This window comes from Xanthomonas sp. XNM01 (assembly GCF_014851915.1).
In the GTDB taxonomy this organism is placed as follows: domain Bacteria; phylum Pseudomonadota; class Gammaproteobacteria; order Xanthomonadales; family Xanthomonadaceae; genus Pseudoxanthomonas.
On sequence record NZ_JACVAP010000001.1, the window covers coordinates 1,559,497 to 1,582,143 of the forward strand.

General features: G+C 70.0%; 19 protein-coding genes. 9 read left to right on the plus strand and 10 right to left on the minus strand.

Annotation, left to right across the window (positions count from 1 at the left end):
* Positions 1-9: 9 nt before the first annotated feature.
* Genes IB242_RS07250 through IB242_RS07260 form a run of 3 tightly spaced genes read right to left on the minus strand, consistent with a single transcriptional unit; the run spans position 10 to position 5,749 of the window.
* A complete protein-coding gene (locus tag IB242_RS07250) occupies positions 10-1,302 on the minus strand; it encodes an MFS transporter (protein ID WP_192277459.1) in 1,293 nt (430 codons plus the stop codon).
* A complete protein-coding gene (locus tag IB242_RS07255) occupies positions 1,299-3,533 on the minus strand; it encodes an alginate lyase family protein (RefSeq protein WP_192277461.1) in 2,235 nt (744 codons plus the stop codon). Before IB242_RS07255 ends, IB242_RS07250 begins: the two co-directional genes overlap by 4 nt.
* Complete coding sequence (locus tag IB242_RS07260) at positions 3,530-5,749, minus strand: polysaccharide lyase 6 family protein (protein ID WP_343237094.1); 2,220 nt, start codon at positions 5,747-5,749, stop codon at positions 3,530-3,532. The genes IB242_RS07255 and IB242_RS07260 overlap by 4 nt, the downstream gene beginning before the upstream one ends.
* A 280-nt stretch (positions 5,750-6,029) precedes the next feature.
* Between IB242_RS07260 and IB242_RS07265 the strand changes: the two genes are divergently transcribed.
* Both IB242_RS07265 and IB242_RS07270 read left to right on the plus strand, forming a co-directional pair.
* Positions 6,030-8,903, plus strand: coding sequence for a TonB-dependent receptor (locus tag IB242_RS07265; RefSeq protein ID WP_225540068.1), 2,874 nt, complete (start codon positions 6,030-6,032; stop codon positions 8,901-8,903).
* A gap of 106 nt (positions 8,904-9,009) precedes the next feature.
* Complete coding sequence (locus tag IB242_RS07270; protein ID WP_192277465.1) at positions 9,010-9,753, plus strand: FadR/GntR family transcriptional regulator; 744 nt, start codon at positions 9,010-9,012, stop codon at positions 9,751-9,753.
* Positions 9,754-10,134: 381 nt separating this feature from the next.
* Here IB242_RS07270 and IB242_RS07275 read toward each other — a convergent pair whose 3' ends face one another.
* Positions 10,135-11,550 (minus strand): pitrilysin family protein, encoded by a 1,416-nt coding sequence (locus IB242_RS07275; RefSeq protein ID WP_225540070.1) that lies wholly within the window; start codon positions 11,548-11,550, stop codon positions 10,135-10,137.
* An 11-nt stretch (positions 11,551-11,561) separates the two neighbouring features.
* Positions 11,562-12,944: a pitrilysin family protein gene (locus IB242_RS07280; protein WP_343237095.1), complete on the minus strand. Its 1,383-nt coding sequence runs from the start codon at positions 12,942-12,944 to the stop codon at positions 11,562-11,564.
* Positions 12,945-13,129: 185 nt separating this feature from the next.
* On the opposite strand from IB242_RS07280, the gene IB242_RS07285 reads away from it, so the two are divergent.
* The 3 genes from IB242_RS07285 to IB242_RS07295 all read left to right on the plus strand — a co-directional run bounded on the left by IB242_RS07285 (position 13,130) and on the right by IB242_RS07295 (position 16,240).
* Positions 13,130-13,516 (plus strand): BlaI/MecI/CopY family transcriptional regulator, encoded by a 387-nt coding sequence (locus tag IB242_RS07285; RefSeq protein WP_192277469.1) that lies wholly within the window; start codon positions 13,130-13,132, stop codon positions 13,514-13,516.
* 3 nt (positions 13,517-13,519) lie between these two features.
* On the plus strand, positions 13,520-15,175 hold the full coding sequence (locus tag IB242_RS07290) for a M56 family metallopeptidase (RefSeq protein WP_192277471.1): 1,656 nt from the start codon (positions 13,520-13,522) through the stop codon (positions 15,173-15,175).
* Positions 15,176-15,274: 99 nt separating this feature from the next.
* A complete protein-coding gene (locus IB242_RS07295) occupies positions 15,275-16,240 on the plus strand; it encodes a glutathione S-transferase family protein (RefSeq protein WP_192277473.1) in 966 nt (321 codons plus the stop codon).
* 29 nt (positions 16,241-16,269) lie between these two features.
* On the opposite strand, the gene IB242_RS07300 is transcribed toward IB242_RS07295, so the two are convergent.
* Positions 16,270-16,611 (minus strand): hypothetical protein, encoded by a 342-nt coding sequence (locus IB242_RS07300; RefSeq protein WP_192277475.1) that lies wholly within the window; start codon positions 16,609-16,611, stop codon positions 16,270-16,272.
* Between the two features lie 179 nt (positions 16,612-16,790).
* Between IB242_RS07300 and IB242_RS07305 the strand changes: the two genes are divergently transcribed.
* On the plus strand, positions 16,791-17,045 hold the full coding sequence (locus IB242_RS07305) for a hypothetical protein (RefSeq protein WP_192277477.1): 255 nt from the start codon (positions 16,791-16,793) through the stop codon (positions 17,043-17,045).
* Positions 17,046-17,096: 51 nt separating this feature from the next.
* On the opposite strand, the gene IB242_RS07310 is transcribed toward IB242_RS07305, so the two are convergent.
* Complete coding sequence (locus tag IB242_RS07310; RefSeq protein ID WP_192277479.1) at positions 17,097-18,020, minus strand: M14 family metallocarboxypeptidase; 924 nt, start codon at positions 18,018-18,020, stop codon at positions 17,097-17,099.
* Positions 18,021-18,197: 177 nt separating this feature from the next.
* On the opposite strand from IB242_RS07310, the gene IB242_RS07315 reads away from it, so the two are divergent.
* Positions 18,198-18,623: a hypothetical protein gene (locus IB242_RS07315; protein WP_192277482.1), complete on the plus strand. Its 426-nt coding sequence runs from the start codon at positions 18,198-18,200 to the stop codon at positions 18,621-18,623.
* A 4-nt stretch (positions 18,624-18,627) separates the two neighbouring features.
* The gene (locus IB242_RS07320) at positions 18,628-18,840 is read left to right on the plus strand and encodes a helix-turn-helix transcriptional regulator (RefSeq protein WP_225540314.1); all 213 of its coding nucleotides are present in this window, start codon (positions 18,628-18,630) and stop codon (positions 18,838-18,840) included.
* A gap of 23 nt (positions 18,841-18,863) precedes the next feature.
* Here IB242_RS07320 and IB242_RS07325 read toward each other — a convergent pair whose 3' ends face one another.
* From IB242_RS07325 to IB242_RS07335, 3 genes are all read right to left on the minus strand, one after another.
* A complete protein-coding gene (locus tag IB242_RS07325; RefSeq protein ID WP_192277485.1) occupies positions 18,864-19,403 on the minus strand; it encodes a hypothetical protein in 540 nt (179 codons plus the stop codon).
* A 209-nt stretch (positions 19,404-19,612) separates the two neighbouring features.
* Positions 19,613-20,389, minus strand: a complete 777-nt coding sequence (gene map / locus IB242_RS07330) for a type I methionyl aminopeptidase (RefSeq protein WP_192277487.1) — start codon at positions 20,387-20,389, stop codon at positions 19,613-19,615.
* Positions 20,386-20,598 (minus strand): ParD-like family protein, encoded by a 213-nt coding sequence (locus IB242_RS07335; protein ID WP_192277489.1) that lies wholly within the window; start codon positions 20,596-20,598, stop codon positions 20,386-20,388. Before IB242_RS07335 ends, map begins: the two co-directional genes overlap by 4 nt.
* A gap of 269 nt (positions 20,599-20,867) precedes the next feature.
* Here IB242_RS07335 and IB242_RS07340 point away from each other — a divergent pair, with 269 nt between their 5' ends.
* On the plus strand, positions 20,868-22,496 hold the full coding sequence (locus tag IB242_RS07340) for a glycoside hydrolase family 43 protein (protein ID WP_225540316.1): 1,629 nt from the start codon (positions 20,868-20,870) through the stop codon (positions 22,494-22,496).
* The last annotated feature ends 151 nt before the right edge of the window (positions 22,497-22,647 follow it).

Consider the following 22,647-nt stretch of genomic DNA (forward strand, 5'->3'; position numbering starts at 1 on the left):
GTAGGGGAATCAGGTGTTGGATGAGCGCCCGGCGGGCCCGCCGAGGCGCTCGACGCGGCCGGTCACCAGCCAGACCGCGAGCAGCGACAGCGGCACCAGGGCCGCGACGAGGATGAAGATCGGCGCATAGGAATCGCGGGTCATCACCGGCACCAGCCAGGTGGTGATCAGCGTGCCGGCGACCGCGGCCATGCCGCCCAGGCCGGCCAGCGAGCCGACCGACCTGCCGCTGAAGATGTCGCCGGGCAGCGTCTGGATGTTGCCGATCGCCACCTGGAAGCCGAACAGCACCGCCGCGATCGTCAGCACCGCCCAGACCGGGTCGGTGGCCAGCACCGCGCCGATCAGCGCCGGCGCCATGATCACGCCGCCCAGGGTGATGACCCATTTGCGCGCGCGGTCCACGCTCCAGCCGGCGGCGATCAGCCGGCCCGACAGCCAGCCGCCGCTGAGGCTGCCGAACATCGCACCGACGAACGGAACCCAGGCGAAGATGCCGATCTGCTTGATGTCGAAGCCGAAGGTGTCGGCCAGGTAGATCGGCAGCCACGACACGAACAGCCACCAGATCGGGTCGAGGAAGAAGCGCGAGACCAGGATGCCCCAGGTCTGGCGATGGCCGAGCAGCTGGCGCATGTCCGGCACGTACGCGTCGCGGGCCGCCGCCTGCGCGGCATCCGGCGTCTCGGCGATCCAGGCGCGCTCGGCCGCGTTGACCCAGGGATGGCGGTCCGGTCCGGCGCGGTAGATCACCAGCCACGGCAGGATCCAGACGAAGCCCATCACGCCGACCAGCACGAAGGTGCCCCGCCAGCCCAGCCACAGGAACAGGAAGGCGATCAGCGGCGCCGACACGATCGCGCCGATCGACGCACCTGCATTGAAGATGCCCTGCGCCAGTGCCCGCTCGCGTGCCGGGAACCACTCGGCGTTGGCTTTCACCGCCCCGGGCCAGGCGCCGGCCTCGCTGACGCCCAGCAGCGCACGGACGATGCTGAAGGACAGGATCGAATGCGACACCGCGTGCAGCGCGATCGAGATCGACCACACCGCGATCGACAGCGCGAAACCCAGGCGGGTGCCGATGATGTCGAACAGCCGGCCGAACAGGAACTGGCCGGCCGCGTAGAACAGCATGAACACGGTGACCAGCAGCGCGTAGTCTTCCTTGGTCGCGCCGACATCCTTCGAAATCTCGGGCCACATCACGGCCAGCGCGTTGCGGTCGATGTAGTTGATGATCGTGGCGACGGCGATCAGGCCGACGATCATCCAGCGCACGGACGAGCGCAGGGTGCTCATTTGCTGCTCCCGTTGCCGCCGTCGGTGTCGAAGCGCTTCCAGCCGCCGCTCCAGCGCCAGGTCGCACCGTCGCCACTGACGCTGTGGGTGCCGGTGCCACGCGGGTCGTCGGCGATGCCGACCGCCACGGTCGCGCCGCCGGCCAGACGCAGCAGCAGCACGCTGGCATCGCCGCCGCGGAAATGCTCGATGCCATCGATGCGGCTGTTCGCGCCGCGCACGGTCTCGGCCGCGCCGTCGTACTGGCCATGCGGCTCGAGCACGCCGTAGAACGTGGTCGACGCCTGGCCTTCCACACGCTGGATCAGCGCCGGCTCGCGGCGCAGGTTGAAGTCCGGATCGTTCGCCCCGCTTTCCACCAGCAGCGCCTGCGACGGTGCGGTGCTGGCGAAACGGTAGGTATAGAAGCGTCCGTCCAGCAGCCATGACAGCGTGCGCTGCGCTGCCGAGGCCTCACTGGTCGCGTCCACCCACAGATGCTGGTAACCGTTGGCCTTGCCCAGCAGTGGTCGCTGCGCGACGTTGCGCCGTGCCTCGAAGCCGACCGTCATGATGTGGCCGTTGAAATGCAGTGGCAGGTCGTAGGTCGCGGCCTTGCCGCCTTCGACGCGCAGCAGGTCCAGCGCCACCGGCTGGCCCAGCGCCGGATGCGACAGCAACGCCTGGGTACGGTGCATCGCCACGCCGTCGTAGGCGGTGTCGATGCGGGCGCCGCTGATCCAGGTGTGTGCGTCGCTGGCGAACAGCAGCTGCTCCGGCGCGAAGCGCTCGGCCTTCTTCCAGTCGCCACCGAACTGGCTGGCACCGTCGACGACCAGCGTGTTGTGGGCGACGGTCTGCTTGGCCCAGCTGGTGTTCTCGGGCAGGTAGATGCCGCCGGCCTTGGCCTCGATGTTGAGGAAGCGGGCCGCGCCGTAGTCGGTGACCACGCGCTGGCCGTTGTCGTAGAACAGCCAGTTGAGCCTGTCGAAGTGGCCGTGGCCCATGCCCTGCATCGTGTTCTTGGCGACCAGCGCCTGGCCTTCGGCGCCGCCCATGCGCAGGATCGCCAGCGCGCCCTGGTCGCCGGCCGGGCCGTCGCGCAGCAGGGTCGAGCGGAAGTCGTAGGGCCTGGCCTTGTCGGCCGCCAGCGCCTGCGCGACCTGCAGGCCTTCCGGGGTCAGGGTCACCCTGCCCTGCAGCTGCGCGATCGACAGCAGCCGCGGATCCTGGCGGCGCGCGTAGGCGATGCCGATGCCGGCCACCAGTTCCTCGGTGTCCAGGCCCTTATCCAGGATCGCGTCGTTGATCGGGAAGAAGTAGCCGCCGTAGCTGCTCTGCACCAGCGCATCGACCGCCTTCAGCAGCACGCCGTCGCGGTAATCGAAGATGCCGCGCTGCGGCTCGTTGCGCTCGATCGCATTGGCGAACAGCACGAACGGCGCCAGCGCATAGCGCTGGTAGTACGGGCCTTCCTCGTAATAGCCGTCCGGCGAGAACAGCTGGTCGATCTGCTTCAGGAAGCCGGCCTTGCCGTCGCGGGCGCTGCCCTTCAGCGCCTGCTCGACCAGCACCGGGTCGCGCAGCATGTAGCCGGTCATGCCGGTGGCGGCCACCGCCCAGGTCGCGTGGTTGTGGATCTTGTCGAAGTTCTCGGGGGCGCCGGCGAGGAATCCGGCCATGCGCCGGAACACCTGGTTGTCGATGGTCTCGCGGCTGGCCGGATCGATCGCATCGCGCACCGCGTCGTAGCCCTGCACCGCGGTCACCAGCCAGACCGAATCGTTCAGCGTCTGCCAGAACAGGCGGCCCGGAATCTGGCCGCGCCCCTGCGGGTGCGGCCCCAGCGTCGGATACAGCTCCGCGTAGCGCAGCAGCATGTCCCTGACGAAGTCGGCATAGGCCTGGTCGCCACTGAGCCGGTACAGCGCGCCGGCGGCCTGGATGGCCTGGTAGTTGCGCTTGTGCTGTTCGTGCGTGTAGCCGCCGCCCTTGTCCTTCGGCACCGGCACGTCGATGCCGGCCTCCATCATCGCGCGCACGCGCCGTTCCGCACGCTGCGCCTCACCGGCGAACAGCGGATAGCGGCGCACCTGCTCGCGCATCTGCGCCCATTGCGCGGTGGTGACCAGCACCGGGACCAGCTCGCTCTGCCGGGCCACGCTGCCGGACGCTGTCGTGGCCGCCGATGCGATGCAGGCAGGCGCCAGGGCCAGGCCGATCGCGAGGATCAGGGGCGATGCGTTGTTCATTGGATGGCCTCGACCGGGATATCGGCCTGGATGCGTCCGCCATCGGCGAACTGGTTGCGGGAAGCCAGCAGGGACGGCTCGCCGACCCGGTGGCTGAAGTACACGTCGCCGCTGCGCCGGAAGCGGTTGCCGTCCAGCACCGCCAGCTGCACGCCGCGCAGGCGCAGCGACGCATCGTCGCGGCCGGCGTCCTCGAACACGCTGTCGCGCACGACCAGCGCGGGGCCGAAGGTGCTCTCGTCGGTGCCGCCGCGGTACAGATCGACCACCGGCCCGGCCACACGCCGGAACGTCGAATCGCTGATCTCCACGGTCTCGACGTTGTAGGTGCCCAGATCACCTGTCTCGGCCGCGGCCGACAGCACCGAGCCGGTGATGTCGGCGACCTCGACCCGCTGCAGCGCGATCAGGTCGGCCATGCTGCCCTTGCCGGTGTCGATCACGTCGAAGCCGCTGTTCGCGGTCAGGCCGTGGATGCGGCTGTCCTCGATCCGCAGCGCGTAGTTGGCCGCGTTCGAGCCGGGTGCGACACGGATCACCGCGTTGCCGGCCTCATCGGGCGCCAGCGCGCCATCGATGTCCAGATGCGCCAGGCGCAGCGAACCGCCGCGCTTGAGATCGAACAGCACCGGACGCGAGAACGCGATCCGTGCGCTACCGCGGGCGGGACCGACGATGCTCAACGGATGCTGCACGGCCAGCGTGCGCGTGACCAGGTAGCGGCCGGCGCCGAGCTGCAGACGGTCGCCCGGCGCGGACGCATCCAGCGCGGCGCTCAGGCTGTCCTCGCCGGGCACGACGGTACGTGTCCGCCCGCTGTCCAGCGCGATGCGGTCCACCGCCTTCGGATACCAGTCCACGCCAACCGCGCGACGGGCGATGAACTGCAGGTCGCGCGGTGCGCCGATGCCATCGAGATCCTGCGGATGCTGCAGGCCATTCCGGCCGCGCTGCAGCGCGACCTGGCGCCCTTCGACGCCGGCAGGGAATCCGCCTGACGCCTGCGGGCTCTGCACGTTGCCACGGAACGCGATGCCCGACAGGTCGCCGAGCGTGCGCAGCAGGTCGCGCGTGCCGCTGCCGACGAACAGATTCGAGGCGATCGTGCTGCCGACCGGCGCGGCACTGCGCTCGGCGTCGGTTCCGGCGCCGAGGAACACGCTGCGCACGTCGATGAAGCTGTTGCGCTCGATCACCGCGTTCTCCACCTGCGCATAGCGGTTCAGCGGCGCGTCCTTCGCCCCGGCCATCACCGCCAGCGCCGCGGCGAAGCCGTCGCCGGCCAGGCCCTGGAAGTAGTTGTCGCGCACGGTCTGGTCGCGGTTGATCACGCGCACGCCGCCGGTGTGCGGCTTGCCGTTGCCGATGAAGACGTTGCGCTCGACCAGGTTGCCATTGCCGTGACGCAGCACCAGCGATCCACGCGATTCGAAGAACACGTTGCCGCGGTAGGTGTTGCCGCCGGACTTGTTGGAGACGATCTCGACTTCGCCATCGCAGTGTTCGAACCAGTTGTTCTCGACCACGGTGCGCGAGTCGGACAGCGAATCGCGGCTGGTGCCGATGCGGATGGTCTCGCCACCGTTCGAGCCCAGGTTGGGACGCGGACCGAACCAGTTGTGGTCGATCCGGTGATGGTTTTCCAGGCCGCTGGTCTCGTTGCGGATCACCACCAGCGTGGTGCCGAGATTGGTCTTGCCCAGCAGCTGGCTGTGGTCGAAGCGGTTGTTGCGGCCGTACAGCGCGACCCAGTGATCGGACTGGCCGCGATCGGGCTTGTTGTAGCCGTCGATGACGATGCCGGTGACGCGGCTGTCCTCGGCCCAGTCGGTCGACGAACGCCGGAACGCGACGACTTCGCCGCCGGGCGCATGCCCATCGCGGAACACGAGGTTGGAGACTTCCAGATGCCGGCCGGCCAGGCGCAGCCGCGACTGGCCGGTCAGGACGACCTTGCCGGGCGTCTGTGAGGTCAGTCGAATTGGTTGACCAATTTCCCCTTGCGCGCGCAGCAGCAGATCGAAGTCGCGCCATTCGCCGTCCTTCAGGACGATGGTGTCGCCGGGCTTGGCCGCCTTCGCGGCCCGCACATACTCGTCCTGCGTCGCGACCAGCAGCTCGGCCGCGCAGGCAGTGTCCGCCAGGGCAAGAAAAACAAGGGAAAACAGCAGACGTCCAGTCGCCTTGAGGCCGGCGCTGCAGCGGTGCTTCGTCACGGTCTTACCCTCCCAGATGAGTTCCGTGCGGAGTGATTGCGGGCCGATGGTAGCAGAGGCGACCAGCTCGTCAACCGGAATTGCAGGCCAATTCATGCCAATGGACCAACACATTGGCTCGCACTTTTATGCTGCAACGCACAGGAAATTGCCTGAATACTGGACAGGCATATTGGCTTATTAAACTTTGGTACCAATTTATTGACATTGGTCGGAAGGCGTCGCACGCTCCGCGCCGACATCCGTGCAGACGGACCATCATCCTGGGAGGGAGATCGTCATGCAGCACCGCACCATGCGCACCGGACCGGCTGTCCTGCGCCGCACCACCCTGTGTACCGCCCTGCTCTCCGCGCTGTGCCTGGCCGTCCCGGCCAGTGCGCAGGACGCCGACCCGACCACGCTCGACGAGGTCCAGGTCCAGGGCATCCGCGAATCGATCCAGACCTCGATCAACAAGAAGCGCGACGACACGGTGATCTCCGACGTGCTGTCGGCCGAGGACATCGGCGACCTGCCCGCGGCCTCGCTGGCCGACGCGATCGAGACCCTGACCGGCGCCTCGTCCACGCGCGACAAGACCGGCGCGTCGGAGATCTCGATCCGCGGCCTGGGCGCCTACCTCAGCAACACCACGTTCAACGGCCGCGAGATCACCAACGGCAGCGGCGACCGCTCGGTGAACTTCAACATGTTCCCGTCCGAGCTGATCAACACCGTGGCCATCTACAAGACCCAGCGCGCCGACCTGATCGAAGGCGGCGTGGCCGGCTCGATGGCGCTGGAGGCGGTGCGCCCGCTGGACTACGGCAAGCGTTCGATCCAGGTCGAGGGCAAGGGCAGCTGGGCCGAGTTCGACAGCCGCTACGCGCGCAAGGACGGCATCGGCTGGCGCGGCACCGGCAGCTACGTGGACCAGTTCGAGTTCGCCGGCGGCGGCCGGCTGGGCGTGTCCATCGGCGTGCAGGCACTGGACGGCACCGATCCGGAAGAGAGCATGACCACCGGTTCGACCTGGTATCCGTGCGCCACGGTCAGCGCCGGGTCCGCCAACTGCACCACGCTCACCCCGCAGCAGATCGCCGCCGGCGCCGACTACGTGCTCGTGCCCAGCAGCCGCATCTACCGCCTCAAGCAGGAACGCAACGACCGCCAGAGCGAGTTCGCCGCGCTGCAGTGGCGGCCCAACGACCTGCTGGAAGTGAACCTGGACTACCAGCACACCGACCGCAACTGGGACGAGAACCGCTCCGACTTCAGCCTGGCCAACGGCAACCGCAACATCCGCAACGTCGTGGCCGACGGCAACGGCACCGCCACCCACCTGACCGGCAGCAGCGCCATCGACAGCAGCTCCACCGTCTACGGCCGCAACGAGGCGTTCACCGGTGGCGGCCTGAACGTGATCGTCCGCCCGAACGAGGCCTGGGAGCTGTCCGGCGACCTGTCCTACTCGCACACCGAGCGCACCGACACCCAGCGCGTGGTCCGCTTCCGCGCCAACCGCACCGACATCGACGGCAACGTCGTGCCGGGCATCAGCAGCGGCACCACCGGCTACGTCGACTACGCATGGGACTGGCACGGCGACGTCCCCAGCATCACCCTGGATCCGGCGTTCGACCGCTACGACCACGACGCCTACGCCGGCGCCGCGCGCGTGACCTCGCGGGTGACCGCGAACGACCACCGCATCCGCGCCGGCCGGTTCGACGTCAGCTACCTGCCCGCCGACGGCTTCCTGACCCGGCTCAAGGCCGGCGCCCGCGTCAGCGAGGCCGACTACAGCTACCAGGACCAGACCCTGCAGACCGACTACGCGCAGAACAACGCGGCAGGCAAGGCGCTGATCAATGCCGCCAACCGGGCCTGCCGTACGAGCTTCCCGCAGAGCGACTTCCTGGATTCGGCCAGCGGCAACACGATCTCGAGCTGGGCCTACTTCGACCCGATGTGCGCGTTCGAGGCGTTCCGCGGCACCAGCGCGCTCGGCCTGGACCCGGACGACCAGGACCCGGCCAACGTCGCTGTCACCGAGAAGACCCGCTCGCTGTACCTGATGGGCGAGTTCCGCAGCGAACTGTTCGGCATTCCCTACAGCGGCAACGCCGGCCTGCGCTGGGTCAGGACCGATGCCCGCTCGCTGGGCGTACGCTCGGAGCTGGAGCTGACCGACAACGGCGACGGCACCGTCTACCTGCGCTCGACCGGCGCCTATTCGACCTTCACCGAGAAGGCCGGCAACGACAAGCTGCTGCCCAGCGTCAACGCCGCATTCGAGCTGCGCGAGGACCTGCTGCTGCGCGTGGGCGCATTCCGCGCGATGTCGCGCCCTGACATCGCCGCGCTCGGCGCCGGCCTGGACCTGGGCATCAGCGAAGCCGGCGGCGACTACACCAGCCTGGCCGAAGCGCTGGCCAACGTGGACGCCAAGGGCAACCCGGGCGCCAGGCCGATGATGTCGTGGAACGGCGACCTGTCGCTGGAGTGGTACGTCAACGCCGACACCCTGCTGGCCGGCGCGGTGTACTGGAAGCAGTTCAACGGCGGCACCGAGATCGTGCAGTTCAACGAGACGTTCGTGATCGATGGCGACAGCGTGGTCGTGCCGGTCGCGCGCGAGATCACCACCGACGCCGACAGTACGCTCACCGGCTTCGAACTCACCGCCGCGCACCGCTTCTCCTACCTGCCCAAACCGTTCGACGGCCTGGGCCTGAAGTTCAGCTACAACTACGCCGACACCGACTACCAGACCCAGGACTTCAGCCTGGGAGAACGCACCACCGACGACGGTACCGTGCTGCCGGCGATCGTGGCGCCGGCCGGCCTGAGCGGCTCGTCGCGGCACGTCGCCTCCGGCTCGGTGTACTGGGACATCGGCCGCTTCAACATGCAGGTAATCGGCAAATACCGCTCGCAGTACTACCAGGACTTCACCGGCAACGCCTCGCAGCACAACCGCTACTACGACGACAACTTCAGCGTCGATTTCCGCGCCCGCTACAAGGTCAACCGCAACCTGTCGCTGTCGCTGGAACTGATGAACCTGACCGACGAACCGCGCGTGGCCTACCAGCCCGCGTACGGCAACTTCCGCGAGTACGTCAGCTACGGGCGACGCGCATTTTTGGGTGTACGATACCGGTTCTGAACGCAGCGGCGCGGCCCTCCGGCCGCGCCGTTTGTTCGAGTCGGATCAGACCCAGGCGCCGTGTCCCAGGGCTGATGCGCAAGACACCAGACAGGGTCCAGCTCGAATGTCCGAGAACCGCCTCTACCAGACCATCGCCAGCGAGATACGCAAGCTGATCGACCGTGGCGAATTTCCGCCCGGCTCGCGCCTGCCCGGCGAACGTGACCTGGCCGAACGCTTCGGCGTCAGCCGGGTCACGGTGCGCGAGGCGGAGATCGCCCTGGAAGCACAGGGGCTGATCAGCATCCGCATCGGTTCGGGCGTCTACGTCAAGGCGCGTCCGGCGCAGATACCGGGCGGACTGCCGGATGTCACCGCGTTCGATCTCACCGCCGCGCGCGCGGTGATCGAGGCCGAGGCGGCGGCAATGGCGGCCAGCCGCGTCACCGATGCCGACCTGCGCGAACTCGAGGCGCTGGTCGTGGCGCTGTCCAGTCCCGACGCCAGCACCGAGGCGGTCAGCGAGGCCGACCGCCAGTTCCACCTGGCCATCGCCCGCATCGCCGGCAATCCGGTGGTCGAGCACTGCGTGCAGCTGATCTGGCGCATCCGCGGCGAGGTGCCGCGCGTGCGCGAGGTACACGCCAAGGTCTGCCACGACGACGGCGACACCCGCCGCGAGGAACACATGGCGATCTTCGACGCGCTGCGTCGCCGCGATCCCGCCGGCGCGCGCACGGCGATGCGCAACCACTTCAAGCGTCTGTTCGAGGCGATGCTGGAAGCCACCGAGAGCCAGGCGCTGGAAGAAATCCGGCGCCGCACCCAGGCCGACCGCGAGCGTTTCATCGCCGCGACCAGCATCTGAGCGAGGGCGTCGGCACCGCGCCAACCTGCGTACCGGCCGCGCGCGAACCGGCCGCGGGATCGACGTTTCCGAGGCCCGCTGGCCTCTCTCCACACCAGCACACCGGCGTCGGACCGCAGCGCGGCGAATGCGCCGGACGAGGTGCGGTGATGCCTGTGGCGGCGCAGCTGGAACGCGGCCACCCGCGCATGCGGACGCGGCCGTCCGCCTCCGCCATTCCGCATCGGCGGCCCGCGACGCTGCCTGCGTCATGCATCGCATCGCCGCCATGGCGGTGCAGCAGTCGGACCGGCGCACGCCGCTGGACGCGCACCGCTGCGCCCACAGCCGCCACATCGCCATGGGCGACGCCGGGCGGTGCCGGCGCCGCGATCGGCGCACTCACTCGGCCGGCGTGAACGTCCCGTAGGCCTTCAGCTGCTCGGCGATCGCCGCCGCATCGCCGACCACCACGATCGACTGCTGGTCCGGGCGCAGGTACTTGCCGGCCATTCGCTGCACGGTGGCCGCGTCGACCTGGCGGATCCTGTCGACATAGGTGCCCAGGTACTCCGGCGGCAGCCCGACCAGCCAGTTGCTGGCCAGGGTGACCGCGACCGTGCCCTGCAGCTGGTTGCTGATCATGTAGCCGCCGGCGACGTAGCGCTTGGTGTCTTCCAGCTCCTGCGCCGGCACCGGCTCGCTGGCCAGCCGCTCGAACTCGTGGAAGAACTCCTTCAGCGACGCGCCCGTGACCTCGTTGCGCACGTCGGCACCGGCCTGGAAACGCCCGCCGGCCCGCGCGGGCGAGAAGCCCGCGCTGGCCCCGTAGGTGTAGCCCTTGGCCTCGCGCAGGTTCTGGTTGACCCGGCTGCTGAAACCGCCGCCGAGCACGGTGCCGGCCAGGCCGGCCGGCAGGTAGTCCGGGTCGGTGGCGGCGATGGCCGGGCTGCCGATGCGCAGCGTCGACTGCACGCTGCCGTCGCGCTGCAGCAGCACGTGCGCCGGCGTGGCTTGGCGGCGCGTGGCCGGGGTTTCCGGCGCCTCCTCGCCCAGCCCCTTCCAGTCGCCGAAGGCGGCCTCGGCCAGACGGAAGCCGTCCGCGGCCGATATCCGCCCGGTCACCACCAGCAGCGCGCGGTCGGGATGGAAGCGGCGCGCATGCTCCTGCTTCAGCGTGGCCCCGGTCAGGCCGGCGATGGTCGCCTCGGTCTGCTGGACCCGCGCATACGGATGGTCGCCATAGGTCGCCGCCAGCAAGGCGCGCGTGGCACGGAACGACGGCTGCGCTTCCGCCGCCTTCAGCGCCTGCGCGGCATTGGCCTGGGCCAGGCGCACCTCGCCGGCCGGGAAGGCCGGATTGCGTGCGACATCGGCCAGCAGTTCGATCATCGGCGCGGCATGGCTGGCCAGCGCGCTGGCGCTGAGGGTGATGCCATCGTTGCCCGCGCCGCCGGCGATGCTGCCGCCATGCGACTGCGCGGTCTCGGCGATCAGGCGCGAATCGCGGGTGGCGGTACCTTCGGTGAGCAGGCCTGCCAGCAGCGAGGCGAAGCCCGGCGTGGCCGCCGGATCGGCGGCGAAACCGGCATTGCGCACGGCCAGTACGTAGTCCACCCGCGGCAGGCCATCGCGCGGCACCACCCACACTTCCAGGCCGTTGGCCAGGGTCCTGGTTTCGATCTGCGGCACCGGCAGCGGCCGGTCCGGCGCGTACGGCGGCAGGTCCCTGGGCAGGATGGCCTGCGGGCCGGCGAGCGCGCCGCCACACAGGGCCAGCGACACCGCAAGCACGGCGAGTTTCATCGAGGTCTTCATCGTGGCGTTCCTCATTCCCTGGATCCGGCGGCCTTCAGCATGGCCTCGGGCTTGCGGTCGATGACGGTGCGGTTGGCGGCGGTCAGATAGGTGCGCGCGGCGCGCTGCACGTCGGCCGAGGTCACCGCGTCGATCCAGCCGGGGATGCGGTTGACTACATGCGCATCGCCCCACAGCAACTGCAGCTTGGCCAGGGTGTCGGCGCGCGACATGAAGGACTCCATCCCGTCGTACCAGTCCGACAGCAGCTGGATCTTGACCCGGGCCAGCGTGGCGTCGTCGACGCCCTCGCCGACGATGCGCGCGATCTCCTCGTCCACCGCCTCGACCACGCTGTCGGCATCGGTATCCGGCTTGTACAGCGCGAACACGGTGAACAGGGTCGGGCCGTTGTACTCCCACTCGCTGGTCAGGCCGTACAGCGGCTCGACGTTGAGCGCGAGCTCGCGGCCCTTGACCACGCCCTGGTAGAGCCGCGACGCGTCGCCGTTGGCCAGCAGCGAGCCGAGCACCGCCATCGGCGCCTGGTCCTTGCTGCCGCGGTCGGGCATCTTCCAGGACAGCGCGATCGCCGGCACCTGGGCCAGCCTGTCGCCCTGCTGGATGCGCTTCTCCTCGGTGTTCAGGCCTTCGCTGAAATCCGGCGCCGGCGGCGTGGGACGCGCCTGGATGTCGCCGAAATACTTCTGCGCCAGCGCGAATCCCTGCGCCGGCGTGAGGTCGCCGGCGATCGACAGCACAGCGTTGTTCGGTCCGTAGTAATCGCGGTGGAACGCCTTCACGTCGTCCAGCGTCGCCGCTTCCAGGTCCTCGAAGCTGCCGTAGCCGTCGTGGTTGTTCTCCCACTTCTGGAACGCATGGAAGCCGGTGTCCAGCCACATGAAACCGCCGTAGGGCTGGTTCTGCACGTTGTTGCGGATCTCTTCCTTCACCACGTCCTGCTGGTTCTTCAGCGTTTCGGGGTTGAAGTCGAGCAGGCGCATGCGGTCGGCCTCGAGCCACAGGATCGGCTCGAGCGCGGTCGACGGCGCGGTCTCGATGTAGTTGGTGAAGTCGGCACGGGTGGAGCCGTTGTTGCGGCCGCCGCCGCCGGTGATCACCCGGTCGAACACGCCTTCGGGCGCATTGGCCGAGCCTTCGAACATCAGGTGCTCGAACAGATGCGCGAAGCCGGTACGGTTGCGCGGTTCCAGGCGCATGCCGATGCCGTAGACCACGCTGACGCCGACCACCGGCGCGCTGCGGTCCTCGGAGACGACCACGGTCAGGCCGTTGTCGAGCTTCTTCACCGCGACCGGGACATCCCAGCGGTCGGCGGACGCGGCGCTGGCGGCCAGCGGCAATGCAAGGGTCAGCGCGAGCGCGATGCGCGCGCGGAAGCGGATGGCGGACACGGAGGGTCTCCCTGACAGGTGGGTCCAGTGCGCCCACCCTACCGGCTGCCGCGCCGGCCAAGACGGGCCGGAAGTCATGCCGGCCGCTCCGCCGCGGCCCTCCTGCCCCTGCCATCGGTCATGCTTGACTACAGATGTCGTCAGGCGCAGATTGACGACATCTGTAGTCACCCGGGAGTTCAGTCATGAAGGGCAAGAGCATCGGCGACCAGGAACTGGCGCTGCTCCAGCATCTGGGCCAGCACGGCGAGGCCAGCGTCGGCGAGGTCGCCGCCGCCTACGGCGAGACGCGCGGCCTGGCGCGTTCGACCGTGCTGACGATGATGGAGAGGCTGCGGACCAAGGGGTATCTGGCCCGGCGCCAGGTCGACGGCGTGTACCGCTATCGGCCGACCCGCGACGAGGGCGACGTGGTCCAGGGGGCGGTCGCGGCCTTCGTCGAGAAGACCCTGCAGGGCTCGGTGAGCCCGTTCGTGGCGTGGATGTCGCAGCGCACCGAGGTCAGCGACGACGAACTGGCCGAGCTCGAGGCGCTGGTCAGCAAGCTGCAGTCGCAGCGCCGCGAGGACTGAGCGATGCAGACCCTGCTGCCTGTCCTGATCGAGCGGCTGTGGGCCACCGGCCTGCAGACCGCAGTGCTGACCGCGCTGGTGTGGGCGCTGTGCCGCGCCCTGCCCCGGCTGCCGGCCGCCAGCCAGTGCTGGCTGTGGTGGCTGGTCGCGCTGCAGGCCGTGCTCGGCCTGTTCGCACCGGCGCTGGAGCTGCGCTGGCTGCCGGCGCCGGACGCCGCCACGGTGACGACCCTCGGCGCAGCCGGTGCCGACGCGGCCGGCGTGGCGCTACCTGCGCTCATCGCCGCAGATCCCCTGTCCGCCGCCGGCACGGCGCTGCCGCTGTGGATGCTGGCCCTGGCCGCCGGCTGGATCGCCGGTGTCGGCCTGATGGCATGGATCACGCTGCGCGACTGGCATGCCGCACGCCGGCTGGTGCGCGAGGCCTGGCCCTGCACCGACCTCGCCCTGACCGACGCTCTGGCGCTGGCCGCCGAGGCACATGGCCTGCGCCGCGCGCCGGTGATGAAGGTGTCCGCCGCGATCAGCTCGCCGCAGCTGGTCGGCCCGTGGCGACCGGTGCTGCTGCTGCCGGCCGACGCCACCCTCGACGCCGACGAGCTCGACCTCGCCCTGACCCACGAACTGCAGCACCTGCGCCGTGGCGACCTGGGCTGGGGGCTGCTGCCCGCGCTGGCCCGCCACCTGTTCTTCTTCCATCCCTGCGTGCACCTGGCCGTGCGCGAGTACGGCATCGCCCGCGAGGCCGCCTGCGACGCCGCGGTCGTCGCGCAGAACGTTGGCTGCCGTCACGACTACGGCCGCCTGCTGCTGCGCCTGGGGGTCGCACCGTCGCGGCGGACCTGCCTGGCCAGCGCCTCCCCCACCTTCCTGAGCCTGAAGAGGAGATTGACCATGCTGCAGAACACCTCGCGCTTCCCCCGCCTGGCCAGCGCCGTGCTGGTGGCCGCCGTCGCCGTCGGTGGCGTGCTGCCCCTGCGCCTGGTCGCTGCCGAAGCCGACGTCGCCAGCGCCCATGAGCGCGACCATGGCAGCCTGCGCAACGCCGGCACGACCAGCATCGTCCACGGCCGGTTGAGTCTGTCCGGCACCTCGGCTGACGAGGCCTACGTGCGGATCCTCGACCGCCAGAAGGCGGTGATGGATGGCAGCCTGGACGATCTGGAGGACGCGCGGCACGCATCGGCCGGCGGACAGGTGCTGTGGGTGCGCCGCGGCGATGCGCGCTACGTGATCCGCGATGCGGCGACCCTGGCGCGCTTCGACGCGATCCAGGAACCGGTACGGCGCCTGGCCGAGCAGCAGGGCGACCTCGGTGAGCGTCAGGGCAAGCTGGGCGAGCAGATGGGCCGGATGGGACGCGAGCAGGGCGAGCTCGGGCGCCGCGATGCGGAACGTGCGCTCGAGCAGGCGCGCCGTGCGCTGGCAGGCGAGGCATCGACGCCGGCGCCGCACGACCGGGACGCCGCCAGCGCCAGACGCCAGCAGGAACTGGGCGACCGGATGGAAGCGCTGTCGGGGAAGATGGAAGTACTGGGACGCGAGCAGGAAGGGCTGAGCCTGAAGATGGAAGCCGCGCACCGGCAGGCCAACCTGCAGACGCGGCAGCTGCTGGACCAGGCGATCGCCGGCGGCCTGACCACGTCGGTCGCCGACTGAGATCGCCGCCGCGCCACCGGTGAGCGTGCCGATGCACGGACATCGCCTGCACACGCTCCGGCGCAGACTGCGCCGGAGCACACGCAGGGAGAACCGCCGATGGGCATGCTGGTCGATGGTCGCTGGACGACCGACACCGATACGCTGGTCGACGAGGACGGACGCCTGCAGCGTCCGTCGTCGGCGTTCCGCCACTGGGTCACCGCCGATGGCAGTGCCGGCCCGACCGGCGATGGCGGCTTCCGCGCCGAGCCGGGCCGCTACCACCTCTACATCGCACGCGCCTGTCCCTGGGCGCACCGCGCCGCGCTGTTCCGCGAACTGAAGGGCCTGCAGGACATGATCGGCCTGTCGGTGACGCACTGGCTGATGGCCGACCAGGGCTGGACGTTCGAACAGGGGCCCGGCGTCATTGCCGATACCGTCAACGGCTGCGACACGCTCTGGCAGCTGTACGTGGCCTCCGACCCGCGCTACACCGGCCGCGTGACCGTGCCGGTGCTGTGGGACAAGGCGTCGGGGCGCATCGTCAGCAACGAGTCGGCCGACATCATCCGTATGTTCAACAGCGCGTTCGACGGTGTCGGTGCGGACGAAGGCGATTACGCGCCCAGCCTGCTGCGCGGCGACATCGATGCGTTCAACGCGCGCATCTACGACGGCCTCAACAACGGCGTCTACAAGGCCGGCTTCGCGACCTCGCAGCAGGCCTACGACGAGGCCGTGGCCGGCGTTTTCGACACCCTGGAATGGCTGGAGGCACATCTGGACGGCCGCCGCTACCTGTGCGGCGATGCGCTGACCGAGGCCGACTGGCGCCTGTTCACCACCCTGCTGCGCTTCGACGCGGTCTACCACGGCCACTTCAAGTGCAACCTGCACCGGCTGACCGACTATCCGCTGCTGTGGGATTACACCTGCCGGCTGTTCGCGCACCCGGCGGTTGCGCCGACGGTCGACTTCGACCACATCAAGCGCCACTACTACCAGAGCCATCGCCAGATCAATCCAACCGGCATCGTTCCGGCCGGCCCGGCGCTGGACTTCGCCGCGCCGTCGGACTGAGCCGCCCCTCCCGGCGCACCGGCGTGGCCTCAGGCGACGCCCCTGGCCGCCTGCATCGCCTTCACCGCGCCCCAGCCCAGCAGCACCACGCCCACCGCTTCCATGACCGAGAACAGGATGTTGACGCCGGCCAGGAGCGGCATCAGGGCCATCGCGCTGGCCGTGCCGAAGGTCAGCCAGGCCTGGATTCCCGCGGCGATGCCGCGCAGGACGCAGGCCGCCACCATGATCGACGCGCCCGCCAGCGCGTGGGCACGGCCAGGCGCCACCGGTGCCCAGCTCCAGAGCAGCACCAGGACGGCGATGGTGGCCAGCAGTTGCGGCAGCAGGTGGCCGAGCATCGTCAGCAGGTAAGGCAGGTAGGCGTCCATCGTCGCTCCTTCGTGGAAGCCGCACACACTACGTCGCGCCGCCGGTCCGGGCGAGTCCCGGGCGCACCGGCGCAGGTGCGGGCCGCCGCTGCGCGACGCGCCACGCGTCGCCCGGTCGCATCCGGTGAGACGCGCCGGCCGCATGCTTGCCTGCGACGACCTCAGGCAGGGATGCGCTCTTGGACAGATTCCTGGTCAATCGATACCCGCTGCGCGATGGCGGCTTCCAGATCCATGCCCAGCACTGCATCCGGCTCGGTCTGTGCGGCGAGACGCTCGACCTCGGCTTCCATGCCGATGCCGGCAGTGCGCTGCGCCTGGCGCGCCGCATCGATCCGGCCACCACCGCCTGCCCGGTGTGCGGCAGCGACATGGCCGGACCGGTCGCCCGCCCTGGATCGGCACACCGGCACGCGCCCCGGGCCGGCTACTGATGCACCGCCAATGGCGCGTCAGGCGCGGCGGCGTTCCGCCGCCGGGTTCGCTCAGGCCTGCGCCAGCGCGTGAGCGATCGCCGCGCGTACCGCGGCCACCTGCGCATCGTTGCACTGCTGTGGCGTGGCGCGCGGGCTGTCCGGATAGACCTCGGTGGTGGTGACGAAGCGCGCGTCGGTGACGCCGGCGCACAGGCCCAGGCGCTTGACCGGATAGGCGATCACGCCCGGCGCGATCACCGGCGAGCCGATGATCAGGCCCTGCGCATCGGCCGGGGCGATATGAGTGACGCGGGCGACCGCCTCGATCACCGCCTGCTGGAACGCGGGCTGCAGGTTCTCGCTGTCGTCGACCAGGTAGAAACCGTCCGGCACGCCGTCGGGCTCGAACGGCTTGCCGTCGCGCGCGGCCAGCGCCGGGCGGAACTCGGACTCGTCGCTGTCGGTGGTCTCGTGCAGGTCGATGTGCACCAGCACCTGCGCGCGCAGCGGCGCGACCAGCGCCATCAGCGCCGCGGCTTCCTGCGCCGGGCTGTCGGCCCGGAACGAGCGGTTCGGATCGATCGCATCGGCGTTCCAGCGCTGGATCCGCTCGTAGCCCCAGGGGCTGACGCAGGGTACGACCAGCAGGTTGATCCGGCCGGCATGCTCGTCGCCATGCTGGTCGAGGAACTGCAGCGCGCCCTGCACCCCGCTGGTCTCGTACCCGTGCACGCCGCCGGTGACCAGCGCCACCGGCAGCGCATCGTTCCAGTCGCGGCTGCGCAGCGCGAGCAGCGGATACCGCTCCTGACCGTAGACCAGCTGGCCGTAGTCGATGACATCGAAACGCTCACGCAGCTGCTCCACCTTCGCCACCACTTCATCGGCGTGGCTGCGCTGGCGCTGCTGGCGGGCCAGCCACTGCGCGCGCTCGGCCGCGCCCCAGGGCTGGCCGGGCGTACCGATCGGATAGGTCTGGGTGCTGCTGCTCATGCGGAACGCTGCCTTCGGACGACGGAGGGGCGGCACTGTAGCACCGCCGCCCACGACGCCATCCATGGGCAGGTCACGCCAGGCGGGTCGCCGTTCGTCGGCACGATGCATCGGATCATTGACTCCATGTTATAAATATCTAACATCATGTTGAACATCACATGCACGGATCAGCCCATGTCACCTCTCGAGAAACGCGCCTGGCTTGGCCTGCTGAGCATGGGACTGCCGTACTGCGTCTACTTCGGCGTGCTGATCGCCCTGCCCGACTGGCAGGCGACGTTTCTCGAGCGCATCGGCTTCCTCGCCGCGGTCAGCCTGGTGCACGCCGCAGCCTACGTGACCGGCCTGCTGGTGATGCGCCGGCAGGAAGCCGGCGAATGCGTGCTGCAGGACGAACGCGACCAGGCCATCGACAGCCGTGCCACGCGCCGCGCCTACTTCATGATGCTGGCTTCGATGCTGTTGGTCGGCGTGATCATGCCGTTCGAGAGCAGCGGCTGGGCGCTGGCCAACACCGGATTGCTGTGCGTGGTGCTGACCGAGGCCGTGCGCTGCGTGCTGGTCGCCGCGGGTTACCGCTGGCCGCGGCATGCCGTCTGAGTCGATGCGCAACGAGGTGCGCCTGCTGCGCTTCCTCGCCCAGGACATGACCCAGGCCGAGCTCGGCAAGCGCGTCGGCCTGACCCGGCAGACCATCGCCGCGATCGAACAGGGGCGTTACTCGCCATCGCTGGATGTGGCGTTCCGCATCGCCCACGTGTTCGGCAAACGCATCGACGAGATCTTCCACTGGCAGCCGGGCGACGACCCGCGCTGACCCGATCGACGTTGCCGCCACCGTCAGGCCAGCGGCGAACGCCTGCGCGCCGCGTCGCCGTCCGCACGCGCCGCGCGCTGGAACAGCCACCCGGCCAGCAGCCAGAGCGCGGCGAAGAACAGGCATGGCCCCCACGCTCTGTGCCCCGCCCCGGCGAGCGCGGCGATGGGCGCCAGCAGGACCTGCGCGGCAGCGGTGGCCAGCATCGCGCGGGCCATGCCCGCGGGTCGGCACCGGGCCAGTGCGGCGGCAGCGACGGCCACCAGCAGCACGCCGGCAACCAGGCGGTTGGCCGGATGCTGTTCGCTGCCGACCAGGCCGACCGCCAGCGTCGACCAGACCAGCAGGAAGGCGGTGCCGATGGCCAGCGCAACGCCCGCATGCCAGGCCAGGCCGCCACGCAGCCGGACCAGCAGTTCCCATCCCGTGCAGGCAATCGCCAGCAGCGCGCCGAACACCATGAAATCGGCGCCGCTCCAGTCCACCTCGGCGGTGAAGCGCATCGCGACCCAGGGCAACATCAGCAGCGTCGCTGCACCGCCCCAGACAGCAGCCCGCAGCATGACGCGTCGATCATGTCCGCCACCGATGTCCATCATCGCTCCGCCCCCGGTTTCGAGGCGTCGCCGGGTGCGCCGCCTTCAGGACGGTATCGTGCAGGATCGGCGGGCCGCTGGCGATGCGGCAGGGCGACCGCCTCCACGGCACGCCGCCTCGACCACCGCTCAGGCCCGGTCATGCGCGCATGGCCGGCTGCCCGGTGATGGCGGTCTCAATGCCGAAGCGGAGGCGCGGTGTCGCCATCCTGCAGGGTCAGCACGCGCACGCCGTCGGCGGTCACCGCGACCGTATGCTCGAACTGCGCCGACAGCGCGCCATCGCGGGTGACCACAGTCCAGCCATCCGGTTCGGTACGCACCGCGCGCCTGCCCTGGTTGATCATCGGCTCGACCGTGAACACCATGCCCTCCTGCAGCTGCAGGCCGGTCCCGGCGTGGCCGTAGTGCAGCACCTGCGGCTCCTCGTGCATCTCGCGGCCGATGCCGTGGCCGCAGTACTCGCGCACCACCGAATACCCATGCCGGCGCGCATGGCGTTCGATCGCGTGGCCGATGTCGCCCAGCCGTGCACCCGGACGCACGGCGCGGATCCCGGCCCACATCGCCTCGCGGGTGACCTGCACCAGCCGCCTCGCCGGCTGGGTGACCTCGCCGACCAGGTAGGTCTTGCTGGCGTCGGCGATCCAGCCGTTCTTCTCCAGGGTGATGTCGAGATTGACGATGTCGCCGTCGGCCAGGACCGCCGTCGCCGACGGCACGCCGTGGCAGACCACCTGGTTGGGCGAGCTGTTGAGCACGAAGCCGTAGCCGTACTGGCCCTTGCTGGCCGGGCGCGCGTGCAGAGTATCGACGATGAAGCGTTCGACCAGGTCGTTGACCTGCAGCGTCGACAGGCCGGCCAGCGGCGTGCGGTCGAGCAGGTCGAACACCGAGGCCAGCAGGCGCCCCGATGCGGCCATCTGCTCGACTTCTTCGGGCCGCTTGGTCATTGCCGCAGCACCGGCAGCTGGTCGGGCAGCGCGCCGGCCGCCTCCAGTTCGCGCGCGACGATCTCGCTGTAGCTCAAACCCGGATTGAGTTCGCACAGCATGCCGATGCGGATCCACCAGGTGGCCTGCGCGTTGATCGAGCGGCACGACACGCTGCTGGCCCGGCGCAGGCGGTCGTGCAGGTCGTCGTCGATGTTGACGATGCCCATGGGGAGACTCTATACGATGTGTATACGCATCATATATTCCTGGACTGGAGGCAGACAACCGCGACGCGGCGCCCACCCGACAGGCCGGCGCTCCGGCCTATGCACCGATGGAATACGCGAGGGCGGAAAACACCATTGGTGGTCGCGTGCGCGAGCGGCCATGCTCGGGGTCATGCCACGGCGCCGGTGACGGTACCGGCCTGCGGCGCACCGCCTGGGAGGGCTCGATGGGACCACGTCCATTGCTGGCGCTGTGCGCCTGGCTGTTCATGCTGCCGGCGCTGGCCGGCGAGATCCGCTTCACCGACGTCAGCTACGACGGCGACGACGGCGGCCCGGCCCCGACCGCCGCCCAGTTCCGCAACCCGGTGATCGCCGGCTTCCATCCCGACCCGTCGGTGATCCGGGTCGGCGACGACTTCTACCTGGTCAACTCCACGTTCGGCTACTTCCCCGGCCTGCCGGTGTTCCACAGCCGCGACCTGGTGTCCTGGACCCAGATCGGCAACGCGATCGACCGCCCGGACCAGATCGATTACGGCGACAGGGACGAGCTGACCCGCGGCCTGTTCGCGGCCACCCTCAGCCACCACGCCGGCACGTTCTACATCGCCAACACCTGCTTCTACTGCGATGGCGGCAATTTCATCGTCACCGCCACCGCCCCGGCCGGACCGTGGTCCGATCCGGTCTGGCTGGGCTTCAGCGGCATCGATCCCTCGCTGTTCTTCGACGACGACGGCCGCGCCTGGATGGTCAACAACGACGTGCCCGACGGCCCGCTGCGCTACGACGGCCATCGCGCGATCTGGCTGCAGGAGTTCGATCCGGTCGCCCGGAAGATGATCGGCCCGCGCACGGTGCTGGTCGATGGCGGCGCCGACCCGGCCAGCAGGCCCGAGCACATCGAAGGGCCGCACCTGTTCCGCCACGACGGCTGGTACTACCTGACCGCGGCCGAAGGCGGCACCGGCGAGCAGCACGCGCAGATGGTCTGGCGCAGCCGCCAGGTAACCGGGCCGTACCAGGCCTGGGCCGGCAACCCCACACTGACCCAGCGCGACCTGGACCCTGCGCGCCCGGACCCGGTCACCTCGGCCGGCCACGCGCAGTTCGTGCGCCTGCAGGACGGCAGCTGGTGGTCGGTGTTCCTGGCCACCCGCCCCTACCGCGGCAACCAGTACAACCTCGGCCGCGAGACCTTCCTGCTGCCGGTGACCTGGCAGGACGGCTGGCCGCGCATCCTCGCCCGCGGCGAACCCATCCCGGCCGTGCTGCCGCGCCCCGCGCTGCCGGCCGGCACCGCCGCGCTGCCGACCAGCGGCCCGATCCGCTGGACCGAGCGCTTCCAGGGCGACCGCCTGCCGCCGCAGTGGATGACGATCCATCCGCCGACGCAGGCCTGGTACCGCACCGGCCGCGATGGCCTGCGGATCGCCCCGGCCACCACCCGGCTGCACGAACACGGCGACGGTCGCGGCGGCCAGCCGGCCTACCTGGCGCACCGGCTGCAGCATCACCGGGCGACGTTCTCGACGACGATCGCGCCGTGGGCGCCGGCCGAAGGCGAGCTGGCCGGACTGGCGCTGCTGCAGAACGAGCGCCACCACTACGTGGCCGGCATCACCCGCGATGCGCAGGGCCTGGCGCTCGTCCTCGACCGCCGGATCGGCGGACAGGGCGAGCGGGTCGCGCGGATCCCGCTGGCATCGCTCGACGCACCGGTCTCAGTGCGCTTCACGCTCGACGCGCCGCGGCTGGACGTGGCCTACGCGCTGACGCCCGGTCGATGGCAGCCGCTGACCAGCGACCTCGATGCCAGCGTGCTGACCCCGGACGTGGCCGGCGGCTTCATCGGCAACACCTTCGGCCCCTACGCCTACCGCCCGGCCGACTGACACGGTCCGGCTGACGCGGGCCGGCGACAGGAGCCGGCTGCGCCGGGGGAACGCGGCCGTATCGCCCTCGCCTGCGGTCCGCGCGCCGGCGGTCGGCGACCCCGGCCGGCACGGCGTGCACGGCCGACCAGGCGGCCGCCTGACCGTGCGC